The following is a 15,894-nucleotide window of genomic DNA, read 5'->3' on the forward strand; positions in this document are numbered from 1 at the left end:
GGCTGCGTCGCCCGCCCCTAGCCCTTCTTCACTTTGTACAGTTCGAGATCTCTGTTCACGAACAGGTGCACATAGCCGCAGCTCCAGCAGATCAGCCCGGTCGCCGACTCGTTCGCCCAGCCGAAGTTCATGAACTCCATGCCGGAGCTGTTGAGCTTCACCTCACGGTCCCGAAACAGATCACCCTGACAGAAAGTGCATTTGACCCACACTTTCCCTATAGCCGCACGTACCGGCTTGGCCACGCCCTCACCTCTCCCGAGATCATCCGAAGTGGCGCAACCGTCTCGCGCACACCGCGCAGCGGTCAGCATAGCCAGGGCATCGAAAGAGCCAGGGCAACGAACCGGCCCGTGAGCTGGAAGGACCGCGGACGGGAAGGACCGCGGTCCGCCCCCGCTGCCGCGCCATCCATGCCCGACATCCAAGAGGCGGGGAGGGGAGGGCGGGTAGGGGGCTTGGGCTGGATGCCGAACTCTGCCCAGGGGAAGAGGACTTGGTGATTCCGTGATTCCGATGTCCCGCTGCCGCCCGATGGCAGGGCGCCGCGTCATCTGCGCTGAAGGGCGGTGGATATCGTCGGAGGTATGAATTCTCGTCGCTTCGCCGTGGGCGGTGCTTCGGTCGCGGCGGTGCTGGCGGCCATCGGGGCGATCGTCGCCTTCTCCGGGGACGCGGTGCCGGTGACGGCGCCCGTCCCGGAGGCGAAGACCGAGCGGATGTGCGCGAAGCTGATCGAGGCCCTGCCGGATTCCGTGGCCGGAGGCAAGCGGCGGGAGACGGACCCGGCGTCGCCGTACACGGCGGCATGGGGCGATTCCGCCATCGTGCTCCGCTGCGGTGTCGTACGGCCGGCGGAAATGCTCAACGCCCAGGCGCCGGGCGGGGAGATCCATGGGGTGCGCTGGCTGCTGGAGAACGCGGAGGACGGCGGTCACCGCTGCACCACCGCACTCCGCAAGGCCTATGTCGAGGTGAGCATTCCCGCGGAGTACGGCGACGTCGGCGCGCTGATGGATCTGGCCGCCGCGGTGAAGAAGACCGTGCCCGAGATTTCCCGGCCCACCTAGCCTCGATCGTGCATGACTGCCCGTCAGTCCGTTCGTCGGGATCGGTCAGTCGGTCCGTGGTGTGCCGAACTCTTCGATCAGCACCGGGTACTGCTCCCCACCGTGTCCGGCGGCGATCGCGCGATCGGCCATCGCCTTGATCAACTTCGGTAGTTCGGCGTTGACGCCCACCGCCTCGCTCTCCTCGATCAAGTGCGCCATCGCCCGCGCATCGGTCTCCAGTGCCGACACCTCGGCCGGGTAGGAGCCGCTGTCGATCTGCTGGGCGTACCCCGGCAGCCATGCGGCCACACCGGCGGCAATCTGCTGCGCGAACGGCGCGTACGTCGCAGCGTCGACACCGGCCGTCCTGAGCAGGGCGGTGCCCTGGAGCCAGGCGTTCAGGACGCTCCACATCATGGCCAGGCCGGCCACGTCGTACAGGGACGCCAGCCCGTGGTCCGCACCGAGGTAGGTGACGGTGCCGAGCGCCTGAAGTGTCGATTCGTGCGCCTCGAAGTCCGCCTGCCGCCCGCTGTGCAGAATCACGGCCTCGGCGGTCCCTATCGCCGGGGGGATGGCCATGATGGCGCCGTCCAGGTAATGAGCGCCGCGCTGCTCCGCCCATAGGGCGGCTTCCCGGGCCTGGGCCGAGTCGCCCGAGGTCAGATTGATCAATGTCGTGCCGTCCAGCTCGATGTCGCTCGCGCCGAGCAGCTCGTGCATGGCCTGGTAGTCGGTGACGCAGAGGATCGTCAGGGAACCTGCCGCGAGCGCGTCGCCGACCGTCGGCGCCAGACGAGCACCCTCGGCCACCAACTGGTCGGCCTTGGAGGCCGTACGGTTCCAGACGGTTGTGGGATGCCCGGCCTTCAGGAAGGCGCCGGCGAGTGCCTGGCCCATCAGTCCAAGGCCGATGACGGATACGGGGGTATCGGTGGTGTTGTCCATGGCAGCATCGTCAACGTTGATACCGGTGTGAAGGTCAAGCGAGGTTTTGATGCGGATCGGGGAACTGGGTCGCCGGACGGGCGTCAACGCTCATCAGTTGCGCTACTACGAGGCCCAGGGCCTGCTGCGGGCGGACCGCGGCGCGAACGGATACCGCGAGTTCGACGAGAGCGATGTGCTGCGGGTCAAGCAGATCCGGCACCTGCTCGGCGCCGGTCTGTCCTCCGAGGACATCGCGTACCTGCTGCCCTGTGCGGTCGGAGAGGCCCCGGAGCTGCCCGGGTGTCCCGAGTTGCTGGCCGCGATGCGGTCACGGCTGCGACGACTGGACGATCAGATGCGGAGGATCACTCAATCCCGCGACGCTCTTGCCGACTACATCGAGGCGGCCGAGCGCATGGGCGACGTGAGCTATCCCCCCTTTGACGATGCAGACCTGGGGCCCGTCCCCGCCTGAGCTCGACGCCTAGGGGCGGTGCTCAGGCCGGAGCGGGTGGCCCCGGCCTGAGCGTGCCGGTCAGGCCGCCGTGCCGGCGACTCCGGTGCGGCCGTCGGGGACGCCGTCGATCGTCACGATGACCTGCTTGCGGACGGCCTCGCCGAGTACGTCGGCGACCGCGTCGGTGATGGTGGCGATCAGGCGGGCGGGAGCATCCGGGACCTCGGGTACGTGATACGCGGCCTCACGCATGCTGAGGGTGACGTGGGGTGCGTCGAGGTCCGTCTGGTTGCCGCCGATGCCGCGGCGGTGCTGTGGGATGCCGATCAGGTCCACCCCGACGAGGCGGCTGAACTCCGCGCCGTAGACGGCGCCGACCGCGTCGGTCAGGGCGCGGATCAGCTGGGGTTCGACCGTCCCGTCGAGGGTCTCTTCGCGGATGTGCACGCTGAAGTGGGGCATGGTGACGACTCCGTTCACGTCGGTACGTACGATGGAGAAAAGGTCACTTTGCAAGCAAAGCAAAATAGCTTTGAGGGCAAAGGTAAATGTCGAAGGGTGCGCGATGTCAAGGGGCAAGGCGCGTGATGCCGCGGCGGGCGGCGAGAACGGGGTCGATGACGCCGTCAGGTCCCTGCTGCTGCTCATGCCCCGGATGGTGGGCCGGGTCAAGAAGATCCCGGTGCCCGAGGCGCTGCGGTCCTTCGCGCTGGCGCCGCGTCACCTCTCGCTGCTCTCCTACCTGCTCTTCGACGGGGCGATGACCGTGAACGAGCTGGCGGCGCGGCTCCAGGTCGCGCCGACGACGGTGAGCCTGCTGGTCGGCGATCTGAGCCGGAAGGGGATCCTGGAACGGCGCGAGGACGAGACGGACCGGCGTCGGCGGATCATCGGCATCGCGGCCGACCAGCAACCCGCGATCGCTGCCTGGCTCGCCCCGGGGGCGGCCGCATGGCGCAAGGCGCTGGCGCCGCTGACGCCGGATCAGCGGCGGCTGTTCGTCGACACGCTGCTCGCGTACGAAGCCGCGGTCGGCGGTGAGGGGCAGGGCTGAGCCGGGCCCACGGGCATGCCGTCAGCCGGTCGCGACGGCAGCCGGGCGGGACGGTTGGCCATCGGGACGGCAGCCGGGCGGCGTGGACCTGTTCGGCCCTCAGGGCTCGCCGGTGAGGCGGATGCGCTGAGGGCCGAACGCGGGGGGAGAGTGGGACGAAACCGCGGCGCGTGCCTTACGACAGTGCCCGCTCCAGGGCGTCCAGCGCTCCCGTCAGCTCGTCCCGGGTGATGGTCAGCGGCGGGGCGAGGCGGATGGTGGAGCCGTGGGTGTCCTTGACCAGGATGCCTTCCTTCAGGAGGCGTTCGCTGATCTCGCGGCCGGTGCCGAGGGCGGGGTCGATGTCGATGCCGGCCCACAGGCCGCGGGTGCGGAAGCCGGTGACGCCCTTGCCGGTGAGGGCGGCGAGGCCGGTGCGGAGGACGTCGCCCAGGTCGGCGGCGTGGCGCTGGAATTCGCCGGTGGTCAGGAGGTCGACGACGGCGGAGCCGACGGCGGCCGCGAGGGGGTTGCCGCCGAAGGTGGAGCCGTGCTGGCCGGGGCCGAGGACGCTCATGATGTCGCGGCGGGCGACGACGGCGGAGACGGGGACGATGCCGCCGCCGAGGGCCTTGCCGAGCAGGAGGACGTCCGGGACGACGGATTCGTGGTCGACGGCCAGGGTGCGGCCGGTGCGGCCGAGGCCGGACTGGATCTCGTCGGCGATGAACAGGCAGCCGGCGCGCCGGGTGAGCTCGCGGACGCCGGTGAGGTAGCCGTCGTCGGGGATGAGGACGCCCGCTTCGCCCTGGATGGGTTCGATCAGGACGGCGGCCGTGGTGTCGTCGATGGCCGCTTCGAGGGCCGCGAGGTCGTTGTAGGGGACGACGCGGAAGCCGGGGGTGAAGGGGCCGAAGCCGGTGCGGGCGGTGTCGTCGTCGGAGAAGCTGACGATCGTGGTCGTCCGGCCGTGGAAGTTGCCGGCGGCCACGACGATCGTGGCCCGGTCGGCCGGGACGCCCTTGACGTCGTAGGCCCATTTGCGGGCGACCTTGATGCCGCTCTCCACCGCTTCGGCGCCGGTGTTCATCGGGAGCACCATGTCGAGGCCGGTGAGGCGGGCCAGGCGTGCGGCGAAGTCGGCGAGGCGGTCGTGGTGGAAGGCGCGCGAGGTGAGGGTGAGCTGGTCGAGCTGGCGGTGGGCGGCCTCGATCAGGGCGGGGTGGCGGTGGCCGAAGTTCAGGGCCGAGTAGCCGGCCAGCATGTCGAGGTAGCGGCGGCCCTCGACGTCCTCGACCCAGACGCCTTCGGCGCGGGCGATGACGACGGGGAGGGGGTGGTAGTTGTGGGCGAGGACCGGGCGTTCGGCCTGGATGAGGTCGGCCGAGGAGCGGGGGGAGCGAGGGGGCGCGATGCGCGCGGGAGCGGTCACGGGCGGATCTCCTGGGTGCAGCACTTGATGCCGCCGCCGGCCTTGTGGAACTCCGAGAGGTCGACGGGGACGGGGACATAGCCACGGGCGGTGAGCTGGTCGATGAGGCCGGTCGCCTGGGGCGCGATGAAGACATGGCGGCCGTCGGAGACGGAGTTGAGGCCGAAGGCCAGGGCGTCGTCGCGGGTGGCGAGGATCGCGTGCGGGAAGAGCCGTTCGAGCACTTCGCGGCTGCCGGAGGAGAACGCCTCCGGGTAGTAGGCGATGGTGGGTGCGGGCTGCGGCGGGATTCCCGACGCCTCTTCCGCCGTCGCCGTCTCCTCGCCGTCGAGGACGAAGAGCGCGGTGTCCAGGTGGTAGAAGTACGGGTCCACCAGGCGCAGGCCGATGGTCGGTACGCCGAAGAACTCCTGGACCTCGGCGTGCGCGGCGCGGGTCGTGCGGAAGCCCGTACCGGCGAGGATGCAGCGGCCGGCCGGTACGAGGTCGCCCTCGCCCTCGCACGTCGACTCCGGCTGGTAGACGTCGTATCCGGCGGCCTTGAACCAGGTCTCGTACTCGCTGGATTCCGGGCGGCGCTGGGGGGCGTGGAAGCGGGAGCCGAAGACCTTGCCGGAGAGGGTGAGCGCGGAGTTCGCCGCGAAGACCATGTCGGGGAGGCCGGGGGCGGGGGCCACGGTCTCCACCTCGTGGCCGTGGTCGCGGTAGGCGTCGATCAGGGTGTGCCACTGGCGGTTCGCGAGGGCCGTGTCCACCTGGGCGTCGTCCCGCATCCAGGGGTTGATGGCGTAGTGCACGTCGAAGTACCGGGGTGGGCAGACCAGATAGCGCCGGGCGTGCGAGATACGACGTGTTGGCACAGAAGCATCCCTTCGCTTCCTGCTCCAGGGCAGGTGGGGGTGACCGAGATGACCGAGGGTGAGGGATCGTCACTCGGATCAGTCCATACGGTACGGAGCACAGGATTCCGGCCACAAGAAGCGAAAGCTGCTTGTTGGCGCAGGAATGCTGCGTAGAGGGGGCGGTCAGCGCGGGTTTGCTGCGTGGGGCGGAGCGCCCATCGGGGTGGAGGGGCGGCCGCCGCCCGCGTCCGGGCTGTCCGGGAGCAGATGGGACAGGACCATGTAGCTGATCGTCTTGCGGATGAACGGCTCGGCGCGGATGCGCTCCAGGACTTCCTCGAAGTGCTCGACGTCCGTGGCCCGTACGTGCAGCAGGGCATCGGCGCCGCCGGTGACGGTCATCGCGGCGGCGATCTCCGGATGGTTGCGTACGACCTCCGCGAGGCGGCGCGGCGGGGCGGCGCCGTCGCAGTACACCTCGACGTACGCCTCGGTGAGCCAGCCGAGCGCGGCGGGCCGCACGGTGGCGGTGAAGCCGGTGATCACGTTGTTCTCGCGGAGCCGGTCGACGCGGCGTTTGACCGCGGTGGACGACAGCCCGATGGCCGAGCCGATCTCCGCGAAGCTCGCCCGGCCGTTCTCCATCAGGGCCGCGACGATCTTGCGGTCCAGTGCGTCGAAGGGGGCGTTCTTGCTGGTCATGGGCTCACCGTAGCGATCGGCGGGGCGCGGGGCCACGGTGCTGCGGGTGGCGTTGCCCCGGCCTCCGGCACGGAATCCCCAGGTCAGGCATCGATGCAGGTCAGATGGGGTGGCGTAACGTCGCCGCAACATACGGCGCCTAGCGTCGGCCGGGTCCGGCACTGGCGCCGGGCGCGCGGCGGGCGGGCGTTGGGCGTGGGTTCGGGCCCGCGCCCGGGTGTGCGCGGGTGCGTGCGGGCGGAAGGAGGCGCGGTGAGTGATCCGAGGCCGGGGGACGGTGCGGCGGCCGGGGAGTCGCTGACGCGCGCCGACCGGGCCCGCCGGGTGGCGAACGTGCTGCGCGGGCAGGTGCTGCGGGGGGCGTTTCCGGACGGGGTGCTGCCGGACGAGCGGGCGTTGATCGCCGAGTTCGGGACCTCGCGGAACACGGTGCGTCAGGCGCTGGGGCTGCTGCGGGACGAGGGGCTGGTGGCGCGGCGGCGGGGTGTGGGGACGGTGGTGGTCGGGCGGGCGTATCAGCATCCGCTCGGGGAACTGTCCGGGCTCGCCGAGGTGCTCCAGCGGCACGGTGCGGTCGCCAACGAGGTGCGGGAGGCCGGGATCGTACGGCCGCCGGATGCGGTCGCCCGGCGGCTGGGGCTGGCCGACGGCGCCCCGGCCGTCTATCTGGAGCGGCTGCGGCGGGTGGACGGCACACCGCTGTCCCTGGACTGCACCTATCTCCTCGCCGAGGTGGGGGAGCCGCTGCTGGCGCTGGGGCGCGACGCCCTGGAGCGGCAGGACGTCTTCGAGCTGATCGAGACGGGCGTGGGGATGCCGCTGGGCAGGGCTGAGGTGTCCGTACAGGCCGTGGTCGCGGACCCGGCGACCTGTGCGGTGCTGGCGATGCCCGAGGGCGGTGCGGTGCTCGCCGTGGAGCGGCTCACCCGGCTCGCCGACGGCCGCCCCGCCGACCTGGAGTTCATTCATCTGCGGGGGGACCGCCTGACGCTGCACGCGACGCTCGACCGGGCGCGGGGCGCAGCCGCCGGCCCTCCCCAACAGCCTTAGGAGGCCGGACCGTTGAGTCGTTCCGACACGGAGGACGGCGAGCGGGCGGCCGGGGCGCGCGGCGGTGCGGGGACGGCCGGTGACGGGCGCAGCCGCGGACGCGGGCCCCGCGCCCTGGTGACCGTCGCCATGTGCCTGTGCGTCACCCTGGTCGTCGGCATGGTCTCCGCCGTGAACCTGGCCATCCCGGACCTCTCCGCCGGGACGCTGCACCCCTCGGCGGAGGCGGTCGTCTGGGTCGTCGACGGCTATGTCGTCGTCTTCGCCTGCCTGTTGGTGCCGGCGGGAGCGCTCGCCGACCGGCGCGGGCGCAAGGGCACGCTGCTGTGCGGGATGGGCGTCTTCGCGGCCGGCGCGGTGGTGTGCGCGGCGGCGCCGGACGTCGGCGCGCTGATCGCCGGACGGATGATCAGCGGGATGGGCGCGGCCGCCGTGCTGCCCACCACCCTTGCCCTGCTGGTGGAGGGGCTGCCGGACGGGCCGCGCCGCAAGGCCATCGCCATCTGGGCGTCGATGACCGGCCTCGCCGCCGTACTGGGCAATGTCGGCGGCGGCGCGGCCATCGAGTACGGCACCTGGCGCACCCTCTTCTGCTGTGTGGTGCCGCCGGCGCTGGGCGCGCTGCTGCTGGTCGCCGCGGTCACCCCCGTCACCGCCCGCCATCCCCGCCCGGCCGCGCCGCTCGGCAGCGCGCTGCTGACCGGCGGTTTTCTCGCCCTGCTGTACGGGATCGTGTCGGGGCCGCAGTCCGGGTGGGGGAGTCCGGTGGTGCTGGGCGCGCTCGCCGTGGCGGCGGTGCTGCTGGCGGCCTGGGCCCGGCACGAACTGCGGGCCGCCGAGCCGCTGCTCGATCCGCGGCTGTTCGCGCGACCGGGCGTGCGCGCGGGGGCGGTGGGCATGGCGGCGCTGTTCACCGGCATGTTCGGGCTCTTCTACCTCAACGGCCAGTATCTGCAGTACGCCAAGGGGTACGGGCCGTTGGGCGCGGGGGTGCGGCTGCTGCCGATGGCGGCGGCGCTGCTGGCCGGGCCGCGCTGCGGGCTGCTGCTGGAGCGGGTGTGCGGGCGGCGCGGCACGGTCGTCGTCGGCATGTGCGTGCTGGCGGGCGGGCTGGCGACGGTGTCGGCCGCCGATGCCCGTACCCCGTACGCGCTCTACGCCCTGGGCGCCGGGCTCACCGCGCTCGGCTGCGGTATCGCCACCCCGCTGCTCTCGCACGCCATGATGGCCGCGCTGCCCGCCGAGCGGGCGGGCACCGGGTCCGGACTGCAGAGCCTGACGCGGGAGTTGGGCAGCGCCCTCGGCATCGCGGTGACGGGGACGGTCACGACGGCGGTGTTCACGGCGCGGCTGCCCGCGGCGCTGTCGGGCCCCGGCGCTCCGACGACGGTGGCGGCGGCCGAGGCCCGGACGCCGGACGCACGGGTACGGGCGGCGGTCGTCGAGGCGTTCACGGACGGGCTGCACATGGCGACGCTGGGGCTGGCCGCGGGCGTCGTCCTCACGGCGCTGCTGATCGCGCGGTGGATTCCCGAGGGGCGCTGACCGGGGGCGTGACGGGGCGGTCCGCGAAGGGGAGGCGGTGACCGGACCCCGAGGACCGGCCACCGCCCCGGCCGTGCCCCCTATCGCGGCTCGACGCGCTGGATCCTGGCCTTCCGTACGACCTCGGGCCCCACCTGCGCCGCCCGCTCCACCAGCGCGCGGGCGTCCCAGTCCGTGGGCCAGCCCTCCCACAGCCGGAGCCGGCCGGCGACGACCACGGCGGTGATCAGGTCGCGGTTCGCCAGGCGGACGAGTTCCCATTGCAGGTCGTAGGAGGGGGTCAGTTCGGGGACGTTGATGTCCACGACAAGGAAGTCCGCCGCCTTGCCGACCGCGATCTCGCCGGTGATCTTGCCCAGTCCGAGCGCATCGGCGCTCCGCGAGGTCGCATGCTCCAGCCACAGCCGTCCGGCCCCGCACACCGAGTCCCCGGTCGCCAGGCCGCTGGTCAGCCGCTGCGCCGATTCGGCCGCGTCGAGCAGCCGGAAGCCGTCGCCGCGGGTGCCGTCGGTCCCCATCCCGAACCGCACGCCCAGCGCCGCCAGCATGCCGGCCTGCGCGACGGCGTTGCCCTTCCAGGCGCTGGCCACCGGGTTGTAGCTGATGGCCGCCCCGGAGTCGGCCAGCATGCGCATCTCGGCGGGCGTGAGCAGGGTGGCGTGCGCGCCGAGGGTGTGCGGCCCGAGGGCGCCGATGTGGTGCAGATAGTCGACCGGACGGCGGCCCACGCTCTTCAACGAGCGCTCCACGGAGGCCAGATGTTCGTTCACATGGATCTGGAGGATCGCCCCGGCCTCGGCGCAGAGGTCCACGGTGTGCTTGATGACGGCGGGCGTCGCGTCCTCGGCGACGGCGATCGCCAGCGACGGATGGATCAGCGGGTGCTTCTCCCACCGTGCCAGGTGCGCGGGTCCGCCCGTCCCATCGGAGACGATCTTGGACAGTACGCAGCGGATCCCGGCTTCCTCGGTCCCCTTCGCCAGCGCCGCCACATCGACCGGAGCGCGGGTGCCCGCATCGGCGACGGTGGTGAAGCCGCCGCGTAGCGCCTCCAGAGCGGCCAGTTTCGCCGAGAGGTAGGCGGTCTCCTCGTCCAGCGCATGTTCCAGCGGCTCCCAGATGGTCTTGAAGATCTCCGAAGGCTGCCCGAACGACTGGGCCTTGCCGAAACTCTGGGTGAGGTGATGGTGGGCGTCGACGAACCCGGGCATGAGGAGATGGCCGTCCAGCCGCACCGGGTGGAGGTGGGGGTGCGCGGCGATCAGCTTCTTCGCGGGGCCGATCGCGCGGAACTTCCCGCCGTCGACGAGGACGGCCCGATCCCGGGCCGGTCCGTCCGGGAGGAGGAGCAGCTCGGGGACGAGGAGCTGCTGGTGGCCGTCGAAGTCCTCGGGGCGCGGGGCGTTCTTCTTCGCGCCGGCCGCCGCCGTTGCCGTCGCCCCGGTGGCCGCTGCCGCGGGGGCCGCCGTGGCGGACGCGCCGCCGGCCATCGCCGCGCCGAGGAGTCCCCCGGCGCCGGTCAGCCCCACCTTGACGAGGAAGCCCCGCCGTGCGACGCCGTCCTCGCCGGTGCCCCGGCCGTCGTTCCGGCCGTCGCCCTGGGGGGCCGCGGCCTCCTGCTGCCGGTCCTGCCGTTCGTTCGCCAACCCGCTCGCCTGCTTCCCGAGTTTCCGCTGTTGGTACGCGTCCGCACGCGGGCCGCGGCGGGGTGTGCCGGGCACGGGTCGACGCCAGAAAGCACCCGTGAACGAGGTCAGCCGCGCCGGGTGGCCTGACCTTAGGACCACGGTCAGAAGCGGAACAAGGCTTCCGACATCCGGGATTTACGAGGTGAGAGGGCGGGTGGCGAAGCTCTCGGAGGCGTCCGGCAAAGCCCAGGTCATGGCGTGCGCGCCAGGTGCCGCCGGTGGCGTAACTTCGCCGAAACACGGCGGGCGTCTTCCCGGCGCGGGACACGCGGCGCGGCCGGACGGCGAAGACCGTCACAGCCGTGTGCCGGATACGGGTCACGGCCCGGTGTCCGAAAGGCGCATGGGATCCTGGTGTGTCATGCGGCGACCACTGAGGCGGTTGAGGGTGTGTTGATGAAGCTGTGCTTCCTGGTGGAGGAGCAGTACCGCCACGACGGCATGCCCCTGGACGTGATCCGCCAACTCACCGCCTGGGGGCACCAGGTGGACGTGGTGTGGCCCGGCCGGTCGCTGCTGCGGATATCCGAGGCGATACAGGCGGGCAGCCACGATGCCTGGGTCCTCAAGACCGTCTCCGGCGGCCCCGGGCTCACCCTTCTGGAAGCCGCCGCCGCCGTCGGTCTGACGACGGTGAACGACGCGCGCACGATCCGGGGCGTCCGCGACAAGGCGCTGGCGGCGGTGCTCGCCCGCCGCGGCGGACTGCCCGTTCCGGTGACCTATGCGGCGGCCCGGCCGGAGGAGTTCGCCGAGCTGCCCGAGGCGGAATATCCGCTGGTGGTCAAGCCCGCCGACGGCAGTTCCGGACGCGCCGTACGGCTGGTCGCCTCGCCGGACCGGCTGCTGGACCCGGGCTTCGAGGAGGCCGGGGGCGGGCTGCTCATCGCGCAGCCGTATGTGCCCAACTCCGGTACCGATCTGAAGGTGTACAGCGTCGCCGGTGACATCTACGCGACCGAACGCTGCTCGCCGCTGCACCCGGCGCACACCGTCTGCGAGCGGCAGGTCGCGCTGACGCCCGAAGTCGCCCGGATCACGGCGGAGATCGGCGAGGTCTTCGGGCTGGATCTGTACGGGGCCGACATCCTGCTCGGGCCGGACGGGCCGGTGGTCGTCGACGTCAATGACTTCCCGAGCTTCCGGCAGGTGCCGGATGCGGTGGCCCGGGTGTCGGAGGCGGTGCTGCGGCTAGCGCGTACCGGCGGTCGTGCGGCGGCCGGTGCGGGAAGTGCGGCGGGCGGCCCCGCGGATGTCCTGATGGGCGGCCCCGTAGGCGTCCCGGCAGTGGTGTCCCCCGGCGAGCAGCCCCCTGCCGGGCGCGCGTCCGCCGCGCGGCCCCGCGTCGTGCTGGCCAAGGCCGGGTCCGGGGCGGCGATGGACGGCGCGCGATGAGGATCTGTCTGCTGACGGCGGACCCGGAGCACCCGCTGCTGGCCGCCACCGCCGCGCTGCTGGCGCCGCGCCACCAGGTGGAGACCCTCGACCCCGGGGACGATGCCTGGGCCCACCCCGCCGACGCGCTCGACGCGTTGCCCGGTGGCCTCGCCGATGTCTACCTCCTCAAGGCGCGTACGCCGAGGGCGCTGGCGCTCGCCGCCCTCCTGGAGGCGCGCGGCGCGGCGGTCGTCAACTCCGCGGCGGCCACCGCGCGGTGCCAGGACCGGGTCGAGATGGCCGAGCTCGCGCGGGGCGCCGGTCTGCCGTTCGCCGCGACGCGGTACGTACCCACGCTGGCGCAGCTGGCGGCGGAGGGCGAACCGTCCGCCCCGCTGGTGATCAAGAGTCGCCACAGCCGCCGCGGCGACCTCGTGGCCCGCGCCGACGGCGCCGCACGGCTGCGGGCGCTCGCGGCCGACTGGGCCGACGAACCGGTGATCGTGCAGGAGTTCACCGCGAACAGCGGCTGGGACCTCAAGCTGTGGGTGGTCGACGGCCGGCTCTTCGCCGCCCGGCGCCGCTCGGAACTGGCGCCGGAAGGACGGGGACCGACACTGCCGCTGGCGGTCGCCGATCTGCCGGCGGCCTGGACCGGCCCGGCGCTGCGGGCCGGCGAGGTCTTCGGCCTGGAGGTCTACGGCGTGGACATCCTGGAAACCGCGGGCGGTGCGCCGCTCATCGTGGACATCAACGCCTTTCCCGGTATCCGCGGCCAGGCGGGCGCGCCCGGGGCCCTGGCGGCACTGGCGCTGCGGGCGGCCGAACGGGCACCGCGACGGAAACCGGCCCCGACGCCCGTGCCTCTTCCGCGGATTCCGGAGCCCTTTACCAATACCGCGCCCCGGACCGCAAGTTAAGCCCGGGAATAGCCTAGTCCGCGCCGTCCCCGGGTAGTGCTGTGCCGTTCAGCACACCTATGGGGAGAGGCGAGCGACAATGACACAGCCATTCGAATTGCCGAACTTCTACACACCGTATCCGGCGCGGCTCAACCCGCATCTGGAGGCGGCCCGACGGCATTCGAAGGAATGGGCCAAGGGCATGGAAATGCTGGAGGGCTCGGGCATCTGGGAGGAAAGCGATCTCGATGCGCACGACTATGCCCTGCTGTGCTCCTACACCCACCCGGACTGTTCCGCCCAGGTGCTCTCCCTCGTCACCGACTGGTATGTCTGGGTGTTCTTCTTCGACGATCACTTCCTGGAGAAGTTCAAACGGACGCTGGACCGCAAGGGCGGAAAGGAGTATCTCGACCGGCTGCCGGCCTTTATGCCGATGGACCTGGCCACGCCCGTACCGGAGCCGACCAACCCGGTGGAGGCGGGGCTCGCCGACCTGTGGGCGCGCACCGTTCCGGCCATGTCCATGGAATGGCGGGCGCGCTTCCGGGAAAGCACCGAGCATCTCCTCAACGAGTCGCTCTGGGAACTCTCCAATATCGATATCGACCGGGTCCCCAATCCCGTCGAGTACATCGAAATGCGCCGCAAGGTGGGCGGCGCGCCCTGGTCCGCGGGCCTGGTGGAGTACGCGGCGGCCGCCGAAGTCCCGGCCGCCGTCGCCGGTTCGCGGGCGCTGCGCGTCCTCAAGGAAACCTTTTCCGACGCCGTCCATCTGCGCAATGACCTCTTCTCCTATCAGCGGGAGACCGAGGAGGAAGGGGAGTTGAGCAATGGGGTCCTGGTTCTGGAGACCTTCCTGGGCTGTACGACGCAAGAGGCCGCGGACGCCGTCAACGAGCTGATCACCTCCCGGCTCCAGCAATTCGAGAACACGGTATTCACCGAACTCCCGGTCCTCTTCGCGGACAAGGGCCTCGACCCCCAGGGCTGCGCGGCCGTCCTCGCCTACGCCAAGGGGCTCCAGGACTGGCAGTCCGGCGGCCATGAATGGCATCTGCGCTCCAGCCGCTACATGAACGGCGGCGGGGCGGGCGCCGCGGCCGCCACCTCCTGGTCGCCGTTCGCCCTGGAGGGCCTGGGCACCTCCGCCGCCGATCTGAAGGCCGCGCTCACCGCCTCCGAGGCGCGGCGCGTACGGCGCTACACCCACACCCCGCACCAGAAGGTCGGCCCGTCCCGCATCCCCGACTTCTCCCTGCCGTTCACCACCGTCCTCAGCCCCCACCTGGACGCCGCCCGCCGCAACTGCCTCGCCTGGTCCCACCGCATGGGCCTGCTCGAACCGCAGCCCGGCGTACCGCTCTCCGGCATCTGGGACGAGCGCGCGCTCGCCGGTTTCGACTTCCCCCTGTGCGCGGCCGGCATCCATCCGGACGCCACCCCCGAGGAACTCGACCTGGCCTCCCAGTGGCTGACCTGGGGCACCTACGCCGACGACTACTACCCCGCGGTCTTCGGCCGGACCCGCGACCTGGCCGGGGCCAAGGCGTCCAACGAGCGGCTGTCCGCCCTGATGCCCCTCGACCCCCGGGCCCCGGCCCCCGCACCGGTCGGTGCCATGGAACGCGCGCTGGCCGACCTGTGGTCCCGTACCGCGGGCCCGATGGCGCCGGAGGAGCGCCGCTCCTTCCGCGCCGCCGTCGACACGATGACGGCCGCCTGGCTCTGGGAGCTCGACAACCAGGTGCAGAACCGTATCCCCGACCCCGTCGACTACATCGAGATGCGCCGGGCCACCTTCGGTTCGGACCTCACGATGGCGCTCGGCCGTATCGGCCGCGGCCGGGAGATCCCGCCCGAGATCTACCGCAGCGGGACCGTGCGCTCCCTGGAGAACGCCGCCGCCGACTACGCGATGCTGATGAACGACGTCTTCTCGTACCAGAAGGAGATCGAGTACGAGGGCGAGATCCACAACGGCATCCTGGTCGTCCAGAATTTCTTCGACTGCGACTACCCGGCCGCGCTGGCCGTCATCGACGACCTGATGACCTCCCGGCTGAGCGAATTCCAGCACGTCGCCGCCAGCGAACTCCCCGTCCTCTGCGATGACTTCGCCCTCCCGGCCGACGTCCGCGAGGCTCTCGACGGCTATGTCCGGGAGCTGGAGTGCTGGATGGCCGCCGTCCTCACCTGGCACCGGGAATGCCACCGCTACCGGGAGCCGGACCTGCGCCACCCGCAGGGGTCGCCGCTGCGCCTCGGGGTGCCGACGGGCCTGGGCACGGCGGCGGCGCGGGTCCGCCGGGTGGCCGCGGTCACGGGATAGGCGGCGCGGCGGGCGGCACGGCGGTGTTCCCGCCCCGGATGTGCGGTGCTCCCGCCCCGGAGGTGAGGGGGCGGGAATGCCGGGTCCTCGGCCGGTGCTCTCGTATCCGTACTGCCGTCGTCCATCTCCTTCCACCAGTTGTGAGGCCCGCAATGAGCGATACCCGGTCCGTGGTCGAGGCGTTCTACCGCCACGTCGGTAACGGCGAGACGCAGAAGCTGGGCGAACTGTTCGCCGAGGAGATCGAGTGGGACATCTACGGGGCGGAGGAGGTGCCGTGGACGGGGCGCCGGGCCACGCGCGCGGAGGCCGTCGAGTTCTTCAGGTCGCTTCCCGAGCACCTCCAGCTGGAGGACTTCACGGTGTCGGGGATCGTCGTCGACGGCACGGAGGCGGTGGCCCTCGGCCGGATGCGGCACGTGGTCAAGGCCACGGGGAAGACCTTCGCCTCGCCGTTCGCCTTCCACCTCACGGTCGAGCACGGGAAGATCATGCGCTACATCACCTTCGAGGACAGCCTGGCCCTGGCGCGGGCGTTCGACGCGGTCTGAC

16 protein-coding genes are annotated in these 15,894 nt (G+C 71.8%); 9 read left to right on the forward strand and 7 right to left on the reverse strand.

The features are described 5' to 3' along the window. Positions 1-17: 17 nt before the first annotated feature. The gene (locus AC5677_RS20945) at positions 18-245 is read right to left on the reverse strand and encodes a hypothetical protein (protein ID WP_497189450.1); all 228 of its coding nucleotides are present in this window, start codon (positions 243-245) and stop codon (positions 18-20) included. Between the two features lie 342 nt (positions 246-587). Between AC5677_RS20945 and AC5677_RS20950 the strand changes: the two genes are divergently transcribed. Continuing rightward, positions 588-1,070, forward strand: a complete 483-nt coding sequence (locus AC5677_RS20950) for a DUF3515 domain-containing protein (RefSeq protein ID WP_497189451.1) — start codon at positions 588-590, stop codon at positions 1,068-1,070. 45 nt (positions 1,071-1,115) lie between these two features. On the opposite strand, the gene AC5677_RS20955 is transcribed toward AC5677_RS20950, so the two are convergent. Continuing rightward, on the reverse strand, positions 1,116-2,000 hold the full coding sequence (locus AC5677_RS20955) for an NAD(P)-dependent oxidoreductase (protein WP_497189452.1): 885 nt from the start codon (positions 1,998-2,000) through the stop codon (positions 1,116-1,118). A 49-nt stretch (positions 2,001-2,049) separates the two neighbouring features. Between AC5677_RS20955 and AC5677_RS20960 the strand changes: the two genes are divergently transcribed. Then, a complete protein-coding gene (locus AC5677_RS20960) occupies positions 2,050-2,457 on the forward strand; it encodes a MerR family transcriptional regulator (protein WP_497189453.1) in 408 nt (135 codons plus the stop codon). A 60-nt stretch (positions 2,458-2,517) separates the two neighbouring features. Here AC5677_RS20960 and AC5677_RS20965 read toward each other — a convergent pair whose 3' ends face one another. Further along, on the reverse strand, positions 2,518-2,901 hold the full coding sequence (locus AC5677_RS20965; protein WP_497189454.1) for a tautomerase family protein: 384 nt from the start codon (positions 2,899-2,901) through the stop codon (positions 2,518-2,520). 103 nt (positions 2,902-3,004) lie between these two features. On the opposite strand from AC5677_RS20965, the gene AC5677_RS20970 reads away from it, so the two are divergent. After that, positions 3,005-3,493, forward strand: coding sequence for a MarR family transcriptional regulator (locus AC5677_RS20970; protein WP_497189455.1), 489 nt, complete (start codon positions 3,005-3,007; stop codon positions 3,491-3,493). Between the two features lie 175 nt (positions 3,494-3,668). On the opposite strand, the gene rocD is transcribed toward AC5677_RS20970, so the two are convergent. The 3 genes from rocD to AC5677_RS20985 form a co-directional block, all read right to left on the reverse strand. Next, positions 3,669-4,904: an ornithine--oxo-acid transaminase gene (rocD, locus tag AC5677_RS20975; protein ID WP_497189456.1), complete on the reverse strand. Its 1,236-nt coding sequence runs from the start codon at positions 4,902-4,904 to the stop codon at positions 3,669-3,671. Next, on the reverse strand, positions 4,901-5,764 hold the full coding sequence (ddaH, locus tag AC5677_RS20980) for a dimethylargininase (protein WP_497189457.1): 864 nt from the start codon (positions 5,762-5,764) through the stop codon (positions 4,901-4,903). The genes rocD and ddaH overlap by 4 nt, the downstream gene beginning before the upstream one ends. 165 nt (positions 5,765-5,929) lie before the next feature. Further along, complete coding sequence (locus AC5677_RS20985) at positions 5,930-6,448, reverse strand: Lrp/AsnC family transcriptional regulator (protein WP_497189458.1); 519 nt, start codon at positions 6,446-6,448, stop codon at positions 5,930-5,932. Positions 6,449-6,700: 252 nt separating this feature from the next. Here AC5677_RS20985 and AC5677_RS20990 point away from each other — a divergent pair, with 252 nt between their 5' ends. Both AC5677_RS20990 and AC5677_RS20995 read left to right on the forward strand, forming a co-directional pair. After that, positions 6,701-7,498, forward strand: coding sequence for a GntR family transcriptional regulator (locus AC5677_RS20990; RefSeq protein WP_497189459.1), 798 nt, complete (start codon positions 6,701-6,703; stop codon positions 7,496-7,498). A 12-nt stretch (positions 7,499-7,510) separates the two neighbouring features. Beyond that, positions 7,511-9,043, forward strand: a complete 1,533-nt coding sequence (locus AC5677_RS20995; protein WP_497189460.1) for an MFS transporter — start codon at positions 7,511-7,513, stop codon at positions 9,041-9,043. Between the two features lie 80 nt (positions 9,044-9,123). Here the strand turns inward: AC5677_RS20995 and AC5677_RS21000 are convergent, their stop codons facing one another. Beyond that, a complete protein-coding gene (locus tag AC5677_RS21000) occupies positions 9,124-10,764 on the reverse strand; it encodes an amidohydrolase family protein (protein ID WP_497189461.1) in 1,641 nt (546 codons plus the stop codon). A 363-nt stretch (positions 10,765-11,127) separates the two neighbouring features. Here AC5677_RS21000 and AC5677_RS21005 point away from each other — a divergent pair, with 363 nt between their 5' ends. The 4 genes from AC5677_RS21005 to AC5677_RS21020 all read left to right on the forward strand — a co-directional run bounded on the left by AC5677_RS21005 (position 11,128) and on the right by AC5677_RS21020 (position 15,893). Continuing rightward, positions 11,128-12,126, forward strand: a complete 999-nt coding sequence (locus tag AC5677_RS21005; RefSeq protein ID WP_497189462.1) for an ATP-grasp domain-containing protein — start codon at positions 11,128-11,130, stop codon at positions 12,124-12,126. Beyond that, the gene (locus tag AC5677_RS21010; protein WP_497189463.1) at positions 12,123-13,028 is read left to right on the forward strand and encodes an ATP-grasp domain-containing protein; all 906 of its coding nucleotides are present in this window, start codon (positions 12,123-12,125) and stop codon (positions 13,026-13,028) included. The genes AC5677_RS21005 and AC5677_RS21010 overlap by 4 nt, the downstream gene beginning before the upstream one ends. A 79-nt stretch (positions 13,029-13,107) precedes the next feature. Further along, positions 13,108-15,342 (forward strand): terpene synthase family protein, encoded by a 2,235-nt coding sequence (locus AC5677_RS21015; protein WP_497189464.1) that lies wholly within the window; start codon positions 13,108-13,110, stop codon positions 15,340-15,342. Positions 15,343-15,494: 152 nt separating this feature from the next. Then, positions 15,495-15,893: a nuclear transport factor 2 family protein gene (locus AC5677_RS21020; protein ID WP_497189465.1), complete on the forward strand. Its 399-nt coding sequence runs from the start codon at positions 15,495-15,497 to the stop codon at positions 15,891-15,893. Position 15,894: the final 1 nt, after the last annotated feature.

The organism is Streptomyces sp. JLSY215 (assembly GCF_059682825.1).

Bases quoted from the DNA above. Each gene is read 5' to 3' on its own strand.
- AC5677_RS21010 (WP_497189463.1), top strand. From the start codon at position 12,123: ATGAGGATCTGTCTGCTGACGGCGGACCCGGAGCACCCGCTGCTGGCC.
- AC5677_RS21015 (WP_497189464.1), top strand. From the start codon at position 13,108: ATGACACAGCCATTCGAATTGCCGAACTTCTACACACCGTATCCGGCG.
- AC5677_RS20960 (WP_497189453.1), top strand. From the start codon at position 2,050: ATGCGGATCGGGGAACTGGGTCGCCGGACGGGCGTCAACGCTCATCAG.
- AC5677_RS20970 (WP_497189455.1), top strand. From the start codon at position 3,005: ATGTCAAGGGGCAAGGCGCGTGATGCCGCGGCGGGCGGCGAGAACGGG.
- AC5677_RS21020 (WP_497189465.1), top strand. From the start codon at position 15,495: ATGAGCGATACCCGGTCCGTGGTCGAGGCGTTCTACCGCCACGTCGGT.
- AC5677_RS20985 (WP_497189458.1), bottom strand. From the start codon at position 6,448: ATGACCAGCAAGAACGCCCCCTTCGACGCACTGGACCGCAAGATCGTC.
- AC5677_RS20955 (WP_497189452.1), bottom strand. From the start codon at position 2,000: ATGGACAACACCACCGATACCCCCGTATCCGTCATCGGCCTTGGACTG.
- AC5677_RS20965 (WP_497189454.1), bottom strand. From the start codon at position 2,901: ATGCCCCACTTCAGCGTGCACATCCGCGAAGAGACCCTCGACGGGACG.
- AC5677_RS20950 (WP_497189451.1), top strand. From the start codon at position 588: ATGAATTCTCGTCGCTTCGCCGTGGGCGGTGCTTCGGTCGCGGCGGTG.
- AC5677_RS21005 (WP_497189462.1), top strand. From the start codon at position 11,128: ATGAAGCTGTGCTTCCTGGTGGAGGAGCAGTACCGCCACGACGGCATG.